We start from the raw sequence: 18,137 nt of genomic DNA, 5'->3' as shown, positions 1-18,137 counted from the left end.
AATTTCCTTAACTTAAAATATGATCAACATTTCTGCTTGCTGAATTTTTTACTATTTTTTTTAAATTTGAAAACTTTAAAACATGAATTTTGTTTCTACCGATAATATAGATAGTTTGTAATTATAAATTAAGTCTTTGAACTTAGATGTTAATTATCTTTAAAAAGACCCAATAAAATAAACAAACATTTTCTAAAGATTGAATTTCTAAACCATGCTTTATTTAAAAAAATTGATAAATTATTATAATTTTTACTCGATTGATTAGAAAAACCATAGGTGGTGAAGTCCTGATAAAATAGTAATATTTCCTTGTATTATTTCTTTTTTCTCCATAATTGTATATTTTAACTTTAAATTAACCATATCACTGAATTTTCTTAACCCTTAGTTATAATTAGCTCAGTTATCCTAGTTACGGATAGGCATTATTTCTCATAAATAAGCTCTACCCCGATCAAACATGGCGAGAATATACCGTGCCTTCCTGGCAGGTGGTCTGCTGCTTTAGCCCCTGCTGGGTTTATTTATTTTTGGACATCTGAATAATTAGATTCGCTCCTTTTCCGTAAGTACTGAAATTTTATGTATCATCGCTTCCATGAATTATGTCAAAAGTTTATTCAAAAACATAGAGGATAAAATTGCATAGTTTAAATATATCTTAACTTCTCGTTTACCTAGACTTAACTTGAATTAAAGGTAATAAATATAACCTTTTGATTGCTGTGATGAAAGTCGAAAGTAATCGCTACGTTACGAGGTAATATGAATTTTTCCACCACCGTTTTACAGCGTGTATTTACTACTGCTGTGGTAACATCTGCTGTTGTTGTTACTCCTATTTTTACAGCGATAGCTCAAGCTCAAACTCTCAACGGAGCAGGAGCTACTTTCCCTGCTCCACTATACGAACGGTATGCTCGTGAAGTTAGAAAGAAGCATCCAGAACTGAGAATTAACTACCAAGCAATTGGTAGTGGTGGTGGTATTCGGCAAACAATTGCTGGAACTGTTGACTTTGGTGGTAGTGATGCTGCGATGACGGATGCTGAAATTGCTAAAGTCAAAAATGGTGTCATCCTAGTGCCAACCGCAGGTGGGGCTGTTTCCGTTGTTTATAATGTTCCGGGTGTCAATAATCTCAGATTATCCCGTGCAACATTACCAGCAATTTTTTCTGGTCAAATTACGAACTGGAACGATGCCAAAATTAGAGCTGATAATCCTGGTGTAAATCTGCCAAACCAGCCTATTAGATTCGCTGTGCGTGCGGATAGTAGTGGTACAACCTTCATTTTCACAAACCACCTGAGTTCTATCAGTCCCTATTTTAAAGGCAGAGTTGGTGCTAACACAGCACCCAAATGGACTTTACCAAACGTCCTCAGAGGTAGAGGAAACCCTGGTGTAGCGGCTTTAATAGCCCGGACTCCTGGCTCTATTGGCTACGTAGAATATGCCTATGCTACCCAAAATAGACTTAGATCAGCCCAGATTCAAAACAGAAGAGGAGAATTTGTAGCGCCTTCTCTCCAATCTGCTAACGCTGCTTTATCAGCTGTCAGTTTCCCAGACAATTTCCGCGTTTTTGTAGGAGACCCAGGACAAGGATATCCCATTGTGGGACTCACCTGGATGATGGTTTATAGACAGTATGCTGATGCTGCTAAATCTCAAGCTATCAAAAAGTGGATCAACTGGGTTTTAAAAGAGGGTCAACAATTTAACGATGACCTTAATTACACCAGAATTCCTGATGCTGTGGCTAATCGTGTGTTGCAAACAGTCAATAGCAACGTCAAACCATAGTCAGAAATTTTGATGTTTTTCTAAGTTGGGTGGGCTATATGTCCACCCTCATGAGTCCCAAGATATTGATTAGTATAAATTCCGTAATTTACATGACAAATTTAGCTCCATCTAATAATGAAAATCTCGGATTAACAGCTAATGATGGCACAAATTTTTGGTTAGACAAAGGATTCACATGGTTAGTATATATCTTTGCCACGATCGCCGTTGCTGTATTATTCATGATGAGTTGGATTATCTTCCTCGAAGCTAAACCAGCCATTGATAACTTTGGGATTGGTTTTCTCTGGGGTCAAGATTGGGACACAGCTAATGAGATTTTCGGAGCATTACCTTATATTTACGGCACTTTGGTAAGTAGTGCGATCGCTATTTTTTTCGCAGTCCCTGTGAGTATAGCTGTTGCCTTAGTTACTAGTGAAAACTTCCTACCACCATCGATACAAACAACCTTAGCTTTTGTTGTAGAGTTAATTGCTGCTATCCCCAGCGTCATTATTGGTTTGTGGGGAATTTTTGTTTTTATTCCAGTTTTAGAACCTGTACAACAGTGGTTAGCCAATAATTTTAAATGGATACCATTATTTAATTCCGAATTCCCAGTTGGCACAAATATGTTAACGGCTGGGATTATTTTAGCCATTATGATTTTGCCAACAATGGCAGCAATTAGCCGCGATGTATTGCGAGCCATTCCTAAAGAATTACGCAGTGCTTCTATGGCCTTGGGTGGTACTCGTTGGGAAACAATTTTTCGAGTATTATTACCTGCCGGATTTTCGGGAATTGTCAGTGCAGCCATGCTGGCCTTAGGAAGAGCTTTAGGCGAAACAATGGCTGTAACTATGGTGATTGGCAACTCAGCGCAAATTAGTCTTTCCTTGCTCGATCCAGCTTATACAATTCCTTCAGTATTAGCTAATGAATTTGCCGAAGCTCAACCAGGACTGCACATTGGTGCTTTATGTTATTTAGGTTTAGTCTTGTTTGCTGTCACTCTAGCTGTAAATATTGGCGCTAGGTTATTGGTGCAGTGGGTTGGTAGCAAAAATAAATAGTCAAAAGTCATCAGTCATCAGTCAAAAATATGACCAATTCCCAACCATCAGAAACTGAACTTTTAGCATCAGAATTACGCAGTCCTCTACCACCAAGAAGACTTTTATTTACTTATGCCATGAATGCAATCGCTTTTGCATTCTCCGCTTTGGCATTAATTCCTTTATTTTCCATTCTTTGGGAAATTATTTCACGAGGAATCATCGGTTTAAAAACAGAAATGTTCGTCAAATCTGTCATCGATAACGGATTTGGTAACGCCATTTTAGGGACTATTACAGTTGTCGCTATTGGCTCTTTATTCAGTATTCCTGTAGGGTTATTCACAGGTATATTTTTAGCAGAATTTGGACAAACTAGTCCATTAGCTCGCTTTGTACGCTTTATCGTTAGTATCCTGACTGGTGTTCCCTCAATTGTTGTTGGGATATTCGCTTATGGTTTAATAGTTTTGGCTACTAAACAATTTAGCGCGATCGCTGGTGGATTTGCCTTAGCCACAATTATGTTACCTATTATCGCCTTGACTACCGAAGAAGCCCTCAAACTTATTCCCATAGACCAACGCCTCGCCTCAGCAGCTTTGGGAGGAACACGCTTTCAAACTACCATTCGTGTGGTTGTTACTGCTGCTATACCCGCAATTACCACAGGTATTTTACTAGCTGTAGCCCGTGCTGCTGGTGAAACAGCACCCCTAATTTTTACGGCCTTATTTAGTCTAGATTGGTCAGCCGGATTACTCGGCCCCACAGCTTCCTTACCAGTCTTAATTTACAACCTTTACAACGACCCTGACCCCCAGAAAAGTCAACTAGTCTGGACGACTTCTATCGTTTTACTCGGTTTAGTTTTAAGTGTTAGTTTGCTTTCCCGTTTAGTTACTCGTAAGAAAAAGATTAAATAAAAAAATATACCCCAAACTAAGACAAAAGCTTTTTCTTTACTTTATATAGAAATCTGAGTTGATTTTTCAAAAATCTAAGCATTTGTATGATGGGCAATGCCCATCAAAAATATAATATTTACTTTACTTATACCTAAAGTCAATTATCTACACCAAACTAATTCAATACTATGAATCAACAATTAGTCCCTGCAATTAAAGTTAAAGACCTAAGTTTTTATTACAATACATCAAAAGCCATTGAAGGGATTTCAATGGATATTTACAGAAATAAAGTCACAGCAATTATCGGCCCTAGTGGTTGTGGTAAATCAACTTTTATCAAAACCCTCAATCGTATTAGCGAATTGGAAGGCCCTGTCAAGGTAGAAGGAGTTGTTGATTTTTTTGGTCAAAATATTTATGACCCGCGTATCAACATCAATAGATTACGCCGCCAAATTGGGATGGTGTTTCAAAGACCCAACCCCTTCCCCATGAGCATTTATGAAAATGTGGCTTATGGTGTGAGAATATCTGCTAAATTACCACAAGCAGATTTAGATGAAATTGTTGAATCTGCCCTTAAAGGTGCAGCTTTATGGCAGGAAGTCAAAGATAAGCTCAACAAATCAGCTTTAGGGCTTTCTGGAGGTCAACAGCAACGGCTTTGTATTGCCCGTGCTTTAGCCATTAAGCCAAAAGTTCTGTTAATGGATGAGCCTTGTTCTGCACTTGACCCCATCGCTACGATGAAAGTGGAGGAACTGATTCATAGTTTACGCTCAGAATTGACCATTGCGATCGTCACGCATAATATGCAGCAAGCAACTCGTGTATCTGATTTCACAGCTTTTTTCAGTACAGATGAAAGTCGTATTGGTCAAATGGTGGAATTTGGTGTAACTACTCAAATCTTTAGCAACCCCCTCGATTCTCGCACCCGTGACTATGTTTCAGGTCGCTTTGGCTAAAGTAAAGTATTTAATAACATCTGATTCAGTACGCTTGAGAATGTATAAATGCAAAATATATCTACAGATAAATAAAAATATTATTCTCTAGCCGCTAACTTCTCAAAGGTTTTTCCGAATGACAGCAAAATTGTTTATGAAAATGCCCAATTAATTTCTTGGGTAAATTTCTTGCGTCTAAATAAATATTATGAAGTCTTGGTAAACTTTATCGCTTATGCGCTCACTAGTTCACCAAGATTTTTAACACATCTTATAAAATAGTAATTATTATATACTTTGTAAAATACAGAGATATAAATGATTAAACAAGTATTGTATTAGATATTTGCCTCATGAATTAATTATCACCATTTATCAGAGCGTCAAAATGAGATTTAGTCAGTGTATACACTAGTATTTCCAATCTTTAGGCAATAAAAGTAATATACTTCCTGATATTGGGGTGCAGGAATGAGATAATTTCAAACTATAAACAAAAAATTACCTCATCTTAAACTCATGAATAAGTATAAGTTTAGTTTTGGTTGCTAACTGCTTGATTTTAACTTGACCAAATCATACCACATATCTTTAGATAAGGGAAATAATTGTAATGCAAATATCTGTTTGATAAATACTGCTATCTAGCTATAAATGAATACTGGTCTTCCCAATCTGGAAGCATGACCATTCAATATTGGCTTCACAAATCGTGAAACAACAGCACTGATTTTTACTACTTTGTCGAGTCAATATTTATTGCCAGCCTTTTTATGAGTAAACTAATTCCAGTCATCAAAGTCAACAATCTCAGCTTTTATTATGACACCCAAAAAATACTTGAGGGGGTGTCTATGGAGATATACCAGAGCAAAGTAACTGCTATTATTGGACCTAGTGGTTGTGGAAAATCTACCTTTCTTAAATGTCTCAATCGGATGAATGAATTAGAGTCAGAAGTACGCGTAGAAGGCAGGGTAGAGTTTTTTAATCAAAATATTTATGAGCGTCGAGTTAACTTGAATCGGCTACGCCGACAAGTGAGTATGGTACATCCCAAACCCAATCTTTTCCCCATGAGTGTTTATGATAATGTGGCTTATGGGGTGAAAATAGTTGGATGGAGACCGAAATTAGAAATAGATGATATTGTAGAATCCGCACTAAAAGATGCTGATCTATGGGATGAAATAAAACACAAAATACACAAATCCGCGTTAGACCTTTCTGGTGGTCAACAACAGAGACTTTGTATTGCTCGTGCTTTAGCAGTTAAGCCAAAAGTTTTGTTAATGGATGAGCCTTGTTTTGGTCTTGACCCTATAGCTAGTATGAAAGTAGAAAGTTTAATTCAGAGTTTACGTCTTCGTTCTGAATTAACAATGGTGATAGTCAGCCATAATTTATCCCAGGTTAGTCGTGTATCGGATTTCACCGCATTTTTTAAAGGCAATGAAAATCGAATTGGTCAATTAGTTGAATTTGGTTTAACAAAGAAAATGTTTAACAGTCCTCATGATTCTCGCACTCGTGAATATGTTTTAAGCAGACTTGGTTAATTTGTAATAGCCAGCGACGAGTTTAAGAATAATGTAAGTAATTAGGCAGAATTAATATTATTAGTATTTCAGAATATTTGTGGCAGGTAAATTTGGCTAAACAGCGATTAGATAATTTATTAGTAGAGTTAAATTTATGTAATTCTCGCACTTTAGCACAGAGGCTAATTCAGGCGGGGGAAGTGACTGTTAATGAACAGATAATTGATAAGCCTGGGACAGAGGTTGATGTTGCGGCTCAGGTTAAAATTAAAGAGCGATCGCGCTTTGTTTCCCGTGGTGGTGAGAAACTGGCTAAGGGTTTGGAATTATTCGCCATCTCTGTAAATGGCCGTGTTTGCTTGGATGGAGGTATATCTACGGGTGGTTTTACTGATTGTTTACTCCAAGCTGGGGCAAAGCTAGTTTACGGTATTGATGTGGGTTACGGGCAAACTGATTGGGGTTTACGAAACAATCCTCAGGTGATTTTGCGCGAACGCACTAATTTACGGCAATTGCAACCTAAGGATTTATATGGTGATGGGGATGCTATTCCCGATTTGGCGGTGGTGGATGTTTCTTTTATTTCTTTAACTAAGATTTTGCCAGCCTTATGGCAATTAACTCAACCCCCACGAGAAGCAGTGCTATTGGTTAAGCCACAGTTTGAAGTGGGAAAATCTCGTGTGGGTAAAAAAGGCGTTGTTCGCGATCCCCATGACCAAGCTGATGCTATTTTTCAGGTGTGGCAAGCGGCTGAGAAATTAGGCTGGAAGTATAAGGGCTTAACTTGGTCACCTATTACTGGCCCGGCGGGAAATATCGAATATCTCTTATGGTTAAACATGGAAAGCGAAATGCCACCAACAGATTTAAATGCGATCCAACAAGTCACTAAATCAGCTATGACTGATTTGGGGAATTCGTAATTAAGAGACTGGTTACGCTTTTAAATTACATAGTCACTTATATAGCAATACAGTTCAGATAAGACTAACAACTTAGAATGGTGTAGGTTGGGTGGAGGAACGGAACCCAACATTCTCAAGACTTTGTTGGGTTACGCTATCGCTACACCCAACCTACTATTTTCTTAACTAAACCGTATTGACTTATATAGTTTGTTAGTAGTTGATGGTTAATTGTCAACCGTCAATCGTCAACAGCCAACACGAAATGTAGGGTAATTTTGAGATTGGCGATTTTGGATTGAATGACAATTTCAAATCCAAAATTTCCAATCTTTAGCATTAATTAAACATCATAAATCAGGCATTCTAAGGCTTCTGGATGCAGGTCACAGAAGCTTTCTAGAGAACTCTTACGTTTTTGTGCTTGCTGTTGATGAGACTTTTCAGCTTGTAATTCTTCCACAATATCCCAAGCTACGGCACAGTTGGGAGAACCATCACCGTTTTGTTCACAGGTAGTACGAGCTTCTGCGATCGCTGCGAGGATGGCTTTTTCTAAATTTGTAGTCCCGTTGTTGTCTGAGTTCGCGCCTGATGGGGCTACATTGAAGGTCATTGTCATGGTTTTTCGCCTTTTTATGACTACGCTGTGATTGTTAACAGTTAACAGTTAACTGATTTCAGAGCAGATATTTCCAGTTTAGATAGGCTTTCCCAAGATTGTAGTGGTGAACACCGCCATTTTGTGAGCCAATCTTATTGGGAATTGCTCTCTTTTCATCTTGAATGGAAACAGGTATAAGTGCTGTGCTAACTGGACTATTAGCAAATAACTGCCATATCTTTTATGTTGCCTCTGAAAATCGCATTTGAACACATTTATCAGAGGAATTTGATGGAAATTGACAATTTCTCAACAACAGTAATAATTAGGGCAATATTATTTATTTATTCTCAATATTTCATGCCTAATTCTTGTTGCAGCCGATACAGAATTGTATTTTGGTCAACTTGAGACAAGATTTCAGTAATCACAGTACTAGCGCCTAATTGACCCCAAGTGCAGCCTTTTTCCAGATATACTTGGGCAGCTTTGCCAACAGAATAGGCTCCATAACCGGCAATTCCAGCTTGAGCGATCGCACTCCCAGCAAAGGCAGTAACATTTGTCGGATTATCACCACTAGTTAAAGCAGCAGCACTTTTACCTAATCCTAATAAAAAGCTACTGCCTAATTCTCCCAGCAATAAGCCACCGGAACTGATGAAGATTGTTTTTAAAATTTTTCCGGCTTCGTAGCTAGTTATAGGCAGACCATATAACCGCGCCAGAGAGCGAATTAAAGCCAAATCAGCCACGGTTCCACCCAGGATATCAATAAAGGCAATGGGATTTAGTCCTACAGCTAGGGCTTTGTATTTAGTAAATTGCCAGATGATATCTTCCGCCTCTTGTTGGCGGATGTCAATAGTTTTTTGGGCGATCGCTGCTTCTGCGTCCCGTGCTTGAATCAGGGCATTTAAAGCTAGGAGCGATCGGCCTTCCCGGTTGAGAATATTTAAAATGGTCTGCTTAAGTTCGTCTACCTGGGGTGGCGGAGTTTCCCATTCATAACTCACCCGACCATCAGGCCACTCAACGCGTACCTCCATCGGTGCAGGTTCCGCCGCCACCATGACAATTTCGTCAGGTAACAAAGGCTTGGCTTGGGGGTTTCCTGCGCCTAGTTGTTGTAAATTTCGATAAATTGCCGCTTGGTCTGTATCTGGGTATAAGTCGATTTTGTTAAACACCAAAATTAGCGGTTTCTGCGCCTGCCGTAATTCCAGAAGTGCTTGATATTCAGTCCGGGTAATATCCCCAGATACCACAAATAAAATCAAATCAGCTTGACGCACCACATCCCGCGCCATCTGCGCCCGTGACTCGCCCTGAATTTCATCCAGTCCTGGGGTATCAATTAACTCCACTATCACCTTGCCCCCTGGCTGCCAGCGCACAGAACGCGGCCATTGAGTCACACCGTTGAGGGGGCCAGTTTGCAAAATCTTACTGCCCAATAAAGCATTTAACACCGCCGACTTACCGCGACTCACCAAACCAAAAGCCGCGATTCTAATCACATTTGAGTCCAGCTTGTTCAGAGTGGAGTTTAAAACTTCAATTTCTGGTTTCACCAAACCTGCCAACTCTGGGTTAGATGATAAATGCCCTGATTTGCGAAGATATCCATACCAAGACAGTGCTTGTCTCAAGCTGGCACGGGCGCGGTTTAAATGAGTTTCTTGGAGATTACGCACGGGGTTAGGATAAACAACAAGTTACATTTCTATTTTGATCTAATTCCGAGCCTGTCTGTATTGTTGGTCAACTTACAGTAAAGTGAGAGTTAGTCAGGTGACGAAAGTATTTATGGCAGATAATACACCTAAATTTTCACAAGGTAGTACATCTGATATTGTAGGTTACGAAGATTTTTTAGCTGATTTAAAGACGCGAATTTCCAACGCACAATTAAGGGCAGTAGTTGCAGTCTAAGGCTTACCTAGATTTATAGTCAACTTCTGTTATTTTGACTTCAAAGTGCAAATCAACTGGGCGCGATAATGCCCAATAGCACGATAACAGAAGTATGAAAGCGTGAATAAAAAATTCCTCATCACTCCTCAAGAACTCACGTCTTTATTAGCACTAAAGTCATTTAAAACCGTTATTATCGATACACGCGCTCCAGAAGATTATGCAGTTGCTCACATTCCTGAAGCTGTCAATATTCGAGATTTTTTCACTTATCTTTTAGAAGATTCTTCTCCTACCGGCTTAACAAACTTGCAAGAGTATTTTGCAAAAATTATGAGCAATTTAGGAATATCTGGGGGGGAGAGGATAATTGTCTATGAAGATGCTTTTAATAAAGGCTACGGACAATCTTGTCGAGCTGCTTTTTTGCTGAAGTATTTGGGTTGTCCTCAGGTATCTGTTTTACACGGAGGATATCAAGCTTGGCTGGCGGCTGGTTTACCTACCACCAATGAAGTTCCTGAAGGGGATAGCACTATCTTTAGATTACGTCCCCAAGCCGAGATGATAGTGACGACAAGCCAGATGTTAGAAGCGCTGGACAATCCAGCCATTATAAAATTAGATGTGCGCGATCGCCCCGAATGGCAAGGACTCAGTTCTTCTCCCTACGGTGCTGATTTTTGCCCCCGCAAAGGACGAATCCCCAACGCTATCTGGCTGGAATGGCATCTTTTCATGGAATCTACATCAGGAATCCCTATGTTCCGTTCCCCAGCAGAAATCTTAGACATTTGTCAATCTGTCGGTATTACTTCCGAGTCTACTGTATATGTCTACTGCTTTAAAGGCTCTAGGGCTGCTAATACAATTATGGCTCTGCATGAAGTAGGAATTGCTGCCAGAAATTATTTTGGCTCATGGAACGAATGGTCGCGCGACTTTTCTTTACCTATTGATAGTAAAGTGATTAATTTGTAATGATTTCTAACATTTTGCATTTTTGCAACAAGTCTATTATTTCGCACAATTCCAGGGAATACTAGGGACGTGTTGTTTTCTCCCAGATTTTTCTATGCGTCAATTATTTCAGTATCTACGTAATTGGGTGATATTCGGTTTATTGTGCCTAGTTTTAAGCTGGTCTTTTCCGGCACAAGCAGCCAGCCGCATCAGTCCCAAACTAGAAGAACAGGTTCTACAAATTCTCCGCGAACATCCAGACGTAATTATTGATTCTGTTCAAGTTTACCAACAGCAACAACAAGAGCAAGTCAATCAAATACGGCAGGCATTTCTTCAAGATTTAAAAACTAATCCACAAGCGGTAATTGGCGATTCTCCTACTACTAGTGCCACTCAATCAAAGGCAGTAGTCGTAGAATTTTCTGATTTTCAATGTCCTTACTGTGCGAAAGCCCATGACACATTGAAACAATTACTAGCCAAGCATCCGGGTGAAATAACCTTAGTTTATAAACATCTACCTCTGATACCCATTCATAATGAAGCTATGCCAGCAGCCAAGGCGGCTTGGGCAGCAACTCAGCAAGGTAAGTTCTGGGAATATCACGATGCTTTGTTTAGCAATCAAAAGCAACTTGGTGAAGCTTTGTATTTAGATATTGCCAAAAAACTCAATTTGGATTTAGAAAAGTTTAACAGCGATCGCCTACTTGCTGATGCCGCAATTAGTAAAGATATCCAAATAGCGCAAAAGTTAGCTATTGCTGGCACACCTTTCTTCATCATGAATAGTAAAACTTTCTCTGGTGGCATAGACTTATCAGAAATAGAAAACAAATTGGCTGGGGCTAGTTAATTAGGGGTGTAGGGGTGTGAATAAAACTCTAATCTTTGTTGAATGGCTGGGATATCGATTCCACTTGTTAGTTCTTTCACTTACACCCCTATACCCTCATCCCCTTACACCCCCAAAGTTACCAGAGATTTAGTTGATGAGGTGGATAGTCCAGATGATTCCAGGGTAGGGGTGGAACTGGTACACCGTTCTGTTCTAATAGTTTTTGGAAGTGACGGGCAGTGTTAGGCGATCGCTCTTCTATAGGACAATGTACAAAGAAATAGATTCGTGTCCCTGCTTGTAACCACTGTTGAATTTGTTGTACCCACTCTTCCATAAATACTTGATTCACCGCCAAATTAGGATGGGAAATAAACCTAATCAGGCTAAAAGGTGCAGTGACGCTGAATTGTAACGGTAATTTGGGTTTACGTCGTTCTGATTGTAACTGGGGGTCATCATCTCCCGTGTAGATAGGGCGTGAATCCAGTAGTACCCTTCCTACACCCAGCGTTTCTAAAAGCTGTGTCAAATTGCTTTTATGGGGTTCTCGAAACCAGTCAGGATGTCTGACTTCTAAGGCTAGTGGTGCTGTTGTGCGCGGCCAAGCTTCCAGAAAACTAGCCAAATCGTCAATTAATGTTGGTGCGTAACTTGGTGGTAACTGGGAAAATATAGGGCCGAGATGCTTACCCAAAGGCTGCATCCCCTCCAGAAATTTTAAAGCGGCGGGAATATAGGGTTTTAATAAACCTTGATGGGTAATATCCCGTGGTAATTTCAAACAAAACTCAAAGCCTGGTGGTGTTTCTTTTGCCCAACGGCTGACAGTTTCTTGATTTGGTGCTGCGTAGAAAGTAGTATTACCTTCTACGGTAGTGAAGCGACGACTGTAGAGATGGAGAAATTCCCCAGCACGACTTCCTTGGGGATAAAGTTCGCCTACCCAACCTTTATAAGCCCAAACAGCACAACCAATAGAGAAGTTCACAAGCTTTGACAAAACAGTCTACAGGAAAATTTTGAGTTCACATACTTAATATTAAAAGGGATTGGGGGTATTGAGTGAGAACCAACTTTGCAACACATCAAAAATCTACAGAGGTGCGATGTCTTGCATCCCCCGTGTATCTCATCCAAACGAAAAACACTATATTGAATATTTTGGGAATTGAAAGTCTCTAAGAGATTGGCAATGTTAATAAAAACTCAGTTCCTATACCTGGTTTAGAGTTAACCGCGATCGCGCCTCCATGTTTTTCTACGATAATTTGATGGGCGATGGCTAATCCTAAACCTGTGCCTTTACCTACTCCTTTGGTGGTGAACAGGTGATCGAAAATTTTGGCTTTTACTTCTTCTGGGATTCCGTGACCATTATCACTAATTGCAATCTTGATTTGTTCACCTGCGATAGTGGTGCGAATTGTAATTCGATTGGGGTTGGCTTCAATCTCCGCAAAACTATATCCTGGATTTGATTCATCTAAGGCATCAATGGCATTGGCTAAAATATTCATAAATACTTGATTTAATTGACCAGGGAAGCATTTTACCAGGGGAAGATCGCTGTATTCGGTGACAACTTCAATGGCTGGGCGATATTGGTTAGCTTTGAGGCGATGACGTAAAATCAGCAGGGTACTTTCAATACCCTCGTGCAGGTTAAAGGGCTGTTTTTGGTCGCTGTCGGCGCGGGAGAATGTACGTAAACTCTCACTGATAGCTTTAATGCGATCGCCTCCGTCTTTCATCGCCTTGATGAGTTTGGGCAAATCTTCCCGCAGATATTCTAAGTCAATCGTCTCTAGTTCATTTTCAATTGCCCTACCGGGTTGGGGAAATTGCTCACGGTAGAGGTCAATCACTCCCAACAGGTCGTTAATATATTCTTGGGCTGCACTAATATTACCGACAATGCAGCCGACGGGATTATTAATTTCGTGAGCCACCCCGGCCACTAAGTTACCCAATGCAGACATCTTTTCATTCTGCACCATTTGTACTTGTGCTTGTTGCAGATCCTCTAGGGTTTGTTGCACCTGGTGATAGAGACGAGCATTTTCCAGGGCGATGACGGCTTGGCTAGAGAGGAATCTGAGAACCAGGAGGCGATCGCTTGTAAACACATCACTGGTAACTTGATTTTCCAGGTATAAAATTCCGATTAAATTACCCTGATTAATTAACGGCAAACATAGCACGCTTTTGGGCTGATGCTGATCTAGGTAATTGCTCATCACACCCGGTATATTGGTTTTTAGATCATGGATGACAACTGTTTCTGAGGTATTTTTGACATACTGAATGAGCTTGATAGGAACGGTAGGATTGTTTTCCAGGGGAGTAGATTGTAAGGTGGTTTGTTGGGAGTTAGCTATTACTCTGACTTGGCATTCGCCCTCTTGACACAACATCAAAGCACAATAATCAGCCCCAGAATTTTCCAGCATCGTTTCAGTGATAGTTTCCAGTAACTTATCTAGTTGAATCGTGCTAGAAATTGCCTGGGATACTTGCAGTAGCGCCGCAAAATCCAGCATATAGTTAATGCTGGCGCTGGAAGAACTTTGGTGACGGGTAGAATGCACGGAATTAGTGAGGCTGGTGAAGGTTTCTAAAATGCTCAGGGGCTGAATAGCTTGTTGTAGGATGGGGCGCAACAGTTGAGGATAACGGCTTTCTAGATCATTGGTTTTGGCGGGACTACCCCAATGGGCGTAGCAGTAATAAGCCTCCTGCATATAGCCGGCGGCGACTTTTTCTTTACCCCAGTTGAGGTAGAATTTGGCCGCCAATTCGTTAGCTAGGGCAGCTTCTTGGATGTAACCGTTGGTTTTGGCTAGGGCGATCGCTTGGTCGTATAACTCTATAGCAGCTGTTTTCTCGTCTAAAACGCGATGTTTTTCGGCTGCCACTAAGTAAAATTTGTGTTGATAATTTATGGGCGCATGACCTGCCCATTTTTGCATTTTTTGTTGATTATTTGTAATCTTTTCTAAATAGCGAGATTGTTGCTCAGTATCCAATTGGGGATATAAGGAAAGTAGGCTCAGAGATTGATAAAAGTTCTTCAACGGCACAATTAATAAACCAGCCGCACCCTGCTCGTATTCTTCAAATAGACTGGCGTATTTAATAGCTTGCTCATCTGCTCCCAACAAATAAGCCAAGAATAATTTTGCCAGATAAACGTAACAAATGCCATTGGTATTGCGGCTAGCAATTAAAGCAGGGAGAGTGACGGTTTCATCAAAACATTTACCCACTAGCATTTGCGGATTATCAACTTTAGCTTGTAAATTCATGACAGTTTGTCGCCATGTATTGCCCCAAATTAAAGATATATCTTGTTTTATATCCTGCATGAGAGAACAATACTTATTAGCTTCTGCTTCGGCAAATTCTAGATTTTCTCCTGTCCAGAATAAAAACTGAGCATAACAATTGGCACAATAACCAACATATTCCAAATCACCAGTTTCTAGACCACATTTCAGACCTTCTAAAAATATATTTAAAGTGGAGCTAATGCTATCTTGCCAATGTTTAATAAACAGAGCAAATGTTAGATAAACTTTACTTTTTAGCTCTTGGGCGTTAAATTTATCCAACACTGTCATCGCTAACTGACCAAATTGATAGCCATCAGTAATGTCTTCCGATGCACATAAAAATAATCCATACAAACTGTAAGCGATCGCCGATTGGGGAGAGTTACCATATTGAGTACAGATTTTCACCATTGTGAATATCTTTAAAGGTAACAGCATCGGTTTGGCAAGATAAATCGGGGCAAATAAACTACATAAAATTCTTAAGGCTGCACCTTGTTGTAAGTCCGTCAGTTCTGGTAAATTTACTAAGTCTTGAATTGACCGTTTCCCTAGCAGCGACTTCAATTGACTATGTTCAGCCAAGATGGTTTCCATGTCGCCATCTTGGGGCAAATCAATACCCAGTAAACCTAAAACCTCTCTACCTATATTTATCGCTTCTATGAGTTTGTTTTGCGCTGTATAAGCTTGAATTTGAATTTCATAAGCTTTGATTTTATCTAAAGTATGTTTGGCGTGTACAAGTATCTCCTTAACTAGTAATTCAGAAGTAGGAAAATTCGTATTTAAATATTCCGCCTCCGCCACCAAATCATACAAACTCAGGGTAAGTTCATATTGATTTTGCCAACTATCTTCTTCCAGGAGTTTTATAGCTGTATTTAAATAATCGACAGCGACAACGTAAGCAGTAGCAACTTTTGCTTTACGTCCAGCCATTAAATTTAATTCCAGCAATCGCTGTTTCTGATGCTTATCTGTGACATAATCAACACCAACATTTAATTGATTAACAATATCAAAAATGCGATTTTCTAATTGTGTTTCTGGGGTGTGCTTTAAAAGTAGTTGACCTATTTTCAGGTGAGTTGCCGTTTTCTGCTCTTGGGGAATGAGGGAATAAGCCGCTTGTTGTACGCGGTCATGAAAAAATTTATAACTGAGTTTAATTTGGCGATCGCCTGTTGTTTGATGTGAGCTAGATTGAAAGAATTTATATGTTTCACTCAGGGGAAGAATTAACTCTTCTTGTAATGCCTTCCACAAGATTGTAGCTGTTGAGGCTGGAGATAATTCAGATACAATTGCCAGGGTATTTAAATCAAATTCATTGCCAATACAAGCTGCTAACTTTAAAATATTTTGGGTGACTGGTGGCAATTTTTGCAACTGCAACGCCATAAATTCCACCACATCATCAGTTAATGCTGCTGCCTTCACTTGGACAATATCACACTGCCAATATCCGGCAGCTAAATCAAAACAAATTAGTCCATCCTGATATAATGCCTTGAGAAATTGCGTAGCAAAAAAGGGATTACCTTTGGTTTTTTGGTTGACTAATTTAGTTAATGGTTGCGCTAAGGTTGCTGTACAATTGAGGGTATCGGCAATCAGTTGATTGAGACTAGTTAAACTCAATGGTTGTAGAGTAATTGTATTCGTCGTAGCACCTGTTTTCTGAATTGCTTCCAGAGTCAACATCAACGGATGAGCAGGGTATACTTCATGGTCACGATATGCGCCAAGCACCAGTAAATAACCTGTTTTTGACTCCCCTATTAATCCTTGCATCAAGTTGAGGGAAGCGGAATCTGCCCATTGTAAATCATCTAAAAATATAACTAAGGGATGCTCTGGTGTAGTAAAAACGTGAATAAAGTTCTGCAAGAGCAATTTAAAGCGATTTTGCGCCGCATTCCCAGATAATTCTATGGCTAGGGGTTGCTCGCCAATAATGCGTTCCAATTCGGGAATCACGTCAATAATGACTTGTCCATTCTCCCCTACAGCCTGTAAAAGCTGGGTTTTCCATGTCTGCAACTGCTCATCACTCTCACTCAACAATTGCCCCATTAAATCGCGGAATGCTTGCACAAAAGCCGAGAAGGGCGTACTGCGATTAAATTGGTCAAATTTACCTTTAATAAAATAGCCCCGCTTCTCCACAATGGGCTTATGAACTTCATGGACGACGGCAGTTTTACCAATTCCAGAGAAACCCGCCACTAGCATCAATTCAGATTTACCATGGCTGACACGAGCAAATGCTTTGAGTAGTGTGGCAACTTCCTCCTCCCGACCGTAAAGTTTTTCGGGAATCAGGAAGCGATCGCAAATATCTCGTGTAGCAATCTCAAATGTCTCAATTTTACCTGTATTTTGCAGTTGATCTAGACAATTTTGCAAATCATACTGCAAACCCAATGCACTTTGATAACGATCCTCGGCGTTCTTCGCCATTAATTTCCCGATAATTTCTCCAATTACTGCGGGAATTTCTGGTCGTAATGCACACACCGAGGGCGCAGGTTTAGCAATGTGACAATGCACCAACTCTAAAGGATCATCTGATATAAAAGGTAACTTTCCTGTTAACAGTTCAAACAACGTCACACCGAAAGCATAAAAATCGCTACGATAATCTATACCTCGGTTCATCCGTCCGGTTTGTTCTGGTGCGAGATAGGCGAGTGTCCCTTCTAAAACTTTGGGATGTTTAACGGCTTCGGTTTCCTTGGGTAATAAGGAAGCAATGCTAAAATCAATCAGCTTAATTTCTTTCGTCTCAGGATGAATCAGCAGGTTAGCGGGTTTGATATCTTTGTGGATGACACGATTTTGATAGAGATCATGTAGAATATTGGCCAGTTGAATGGCGATCGCTAATACATCTCCCAAAGACAAAGGGTGGGTTTGACTATATGATCCCAATGACACCCCGCCAAAATCTTCCATTACCAAAGCGTAGCTGTTGCCATAAGGTTCTAGAGAAGTAGGGTGGACAATACCCGGAATATTTAAATTTTTGGCGATGGTGTATTGATTGCGAAACTGTAGTAGTTCACTAAAGCTAGGATACTCGCGTTGCAGCAGCTTAATTACCACAGGTTGCGCTGCACTATCTGTCCGCCGTATTCCACGATAAACAAGCGTTTTAGAGCCGTGATAAAGCTGCTCAATCAACTGATATCCAGACAGCAAAACGGTTGTATCTACGGTTGCACTCATGGACAACGACCTCATCTGACAGGGCTAACCTGTGTAGTATATTTAGCCCTTAGTATGCCCATAATTTGGCTAACT

At 40.1% G+C, this 18,137-nt stretch carries 13 protein-coding genes; 9 read left to right on the top strand and 4 right to left on the bottom strand.

All coding sequences use genetic code 11. The features are described 5' to 3' along the window. Positions 1-768: 768 nt before the first annotated feature. The 6 genes from pstS to ACN222_RS04495 all read left to right on the top strand — a co-directional run bounded on the left by pstS (position 769) and on the right by ACN222_RS04495 (position 7,186). Positions 769-1,812, top strand: coding sequence for a phosphate ABC transporter substrate-binding protein PstS (gene pstS, locus ACN222_RS04520; protein ID WP_010995085.1), 1,044 nt, complete (start codon positions 769-771; stop codon positions 1,810-1,812). Positions 1,813-1,904: 92 nt separating this feature from the next. Next, complete coding sequence (gene pstC, locus ACN222_RS04515; protein WP_190449631.1) at positions 1,905-2,873, top strand: phosphate ABC transporter permease subunit PstC; 969 nt, start codon at positions 1,905-1,907, stop codon at positions 2,871-2,873. A gap of 29 nt (positions 2,874-2,902) precedes the next feature. Next, positions 2,903-3,781: a phosphate ABC transporter permease PstA gene (gene pstA, locus ACN222_RS04510; RefSeq protein WP_010995083.1), complete on the top strand. Its 879-nt coding sequence runs from the start codon at positions 2,903-2,905 to the stop codon at positions 3,779-3,781. 170 nt (positions 3,782-3,951) lie between these two features. Beyond that, positions 3,952-4,734 carry a phosphate ABC transporter ATP-binding protein PstB gene (gene pstB / locus ACN222_RS04505; protein ID WP_010995082.1) on the top strand — a complete coding sequence of 261 codons (783 nt, stop codon included), beginning with the start codon at positions 3,952-3,954 and terminating at the stop codon, positions 4,732-4,734. A 755-nt stretch (positions 4,735-5,489) separates the two neighbouring features. Then, positions 5,490-6,275 (top strand): phosphate ABC transporter ATP-binding protein, encoded by a 786-nt coding sequence (locus tag ACN222_RS04500; RefSeq protein WP_010995081.1) that lies wholly within the window; start codon positions 5,490-5,492, stop codon positions 6,273-6,275. A gap of 92 nt (positions 6,276-6,367) precedes the next feature. Next, the gene (locus ACN222_RS04495; RefSeq protein ID WP_044522754.1) at positions 6,368-7,186 is read left to right on the top strand and encodes a TlyA family RNA methyltransferase; all 819 of its coding nucleotides are present in this window, start codon (positions 6,368-6,370) and stop codon (positions 7,184-7,186) included. A 325-nt stretch (positions 7,187-7,511) separates the two neighbouring features. Here the strand turns inward: ACN222_RS04495 and ACN222_RS04490 are convergent, their stop codons facing one another. Further along, positions 7,512-7,790 carry a Calvin cycle protein CP12 gene (locus ACN222_RS04490; RefSeq protein ID WP_010995079.1) on the bottom strand — a complete coding sequence of 93 codons (279 nt, stop codon included), beginning with the start codon at positions 7,788-7,790 and terminating at the stop codon, positions 7,512-7,514. Between the two features lie 332 nt (positions 7,791-8,122). Then, the gene (locus tag ACN222_RS04485) at positions 8,123-9,469 is read right to left on the bottom strand and encodes a GTP-binding protein (protein ID WP_010995078.1); all 1,347 of its coding nucleotides are present in this window, start codon (positions 9,467-9,469) and stop codon (positions 8,123-8,125) included. A gap of 97 nt (positions 9,470-9,566) precedes the next feature. Here ACN222_RS04485 and ACN222_RS04480 point away from each other — a divergent pair, with 97 nt between their 5' ends. The 3 genes from ACN222_RS04480 to ACN222_RS04470 all read left to right on the top strand — a co-directional run bounded on the left by ACN222_RS04480 (position 9,567) and on the right by ACN222_RS04470 (position 11,511). Next, entirely contained in the window at positions 9,567-9,707 is a 141-nt protein-coding gene (locus tag ACN222_RS04480; protein ID WP_190449634.1) for a hypothetical protein, read from the top strand. A 102-nt stretch (positions 9,708-9,809) separates the two neighbouring features. Next, positions 9,810-10,670 carry a sulfurtransferase gene (locus tag ACN222_RS04475; protein ID WP_010995077.1) on the top strand — a complete coding sequence of 287 codons (861 nt, stop codon included), beginning with the start codon at positions 9,810-9,812 and terminating at the stop codon, positions 10,668-10,670. Positions 10,671-10,764: 94 nt separating this feature from the next. After that, positions 10,765-11,511: a DsbA family protein gene (locus ACN222_RS04470; RefSeq protein ID WP_010995076.1), complete on the top strand. Its 747-nt coding sequence runs from the start codon at positions 10,765-10,767 to the stop codon at positions 11,509-11,511. A 118-nt stretch (positions 11,512-11,629) separates the two neighbouring features. Here ACN222_RS04470 and ACN222_RS04465 read toward each other — a convergent pair whose 3' ends face one another. Further along, positions 11,630-12,484 (bottom strand): DUF72 domain-containing protein, encoded by an 855-nt coding sequence (locus ACN222_RS04465; RefSeq protein ID WP_010995075.1) that lies wholly within the window; start codon positions 12,482-12,484, stop codon positions 11,630-11,632. 190 nt (positions 12,485-12,674) lie between these two features. Continuing rightward, entirely contained in the window at positions 12,675-18,062 is a 5,388-nt protein-coding gene (locus ACN222_RS04460) for a trifunctional serine/threonine-protein kinase/ATP-binding protein/sensor histidine kinase (protein WP_044520765.1), read from the bottom strand. Positions 18,063-18,137: the final 75 nt, after the last annotated feature.

Source organism: Anabaena sp. FACHB-595 (assembly GCF_048568275.1).
Classification (GTDB): Bacteria; Cyanobacteriota; Cyanobacteriia; order Cyanobacteriales; family Nostocaceae; genus Trichormus.
The sequence above is the reverse complement of the archived record's forward strand: the minus strand, read 5'-3'. Positions and strand labels throughout refer to the sequence as shown.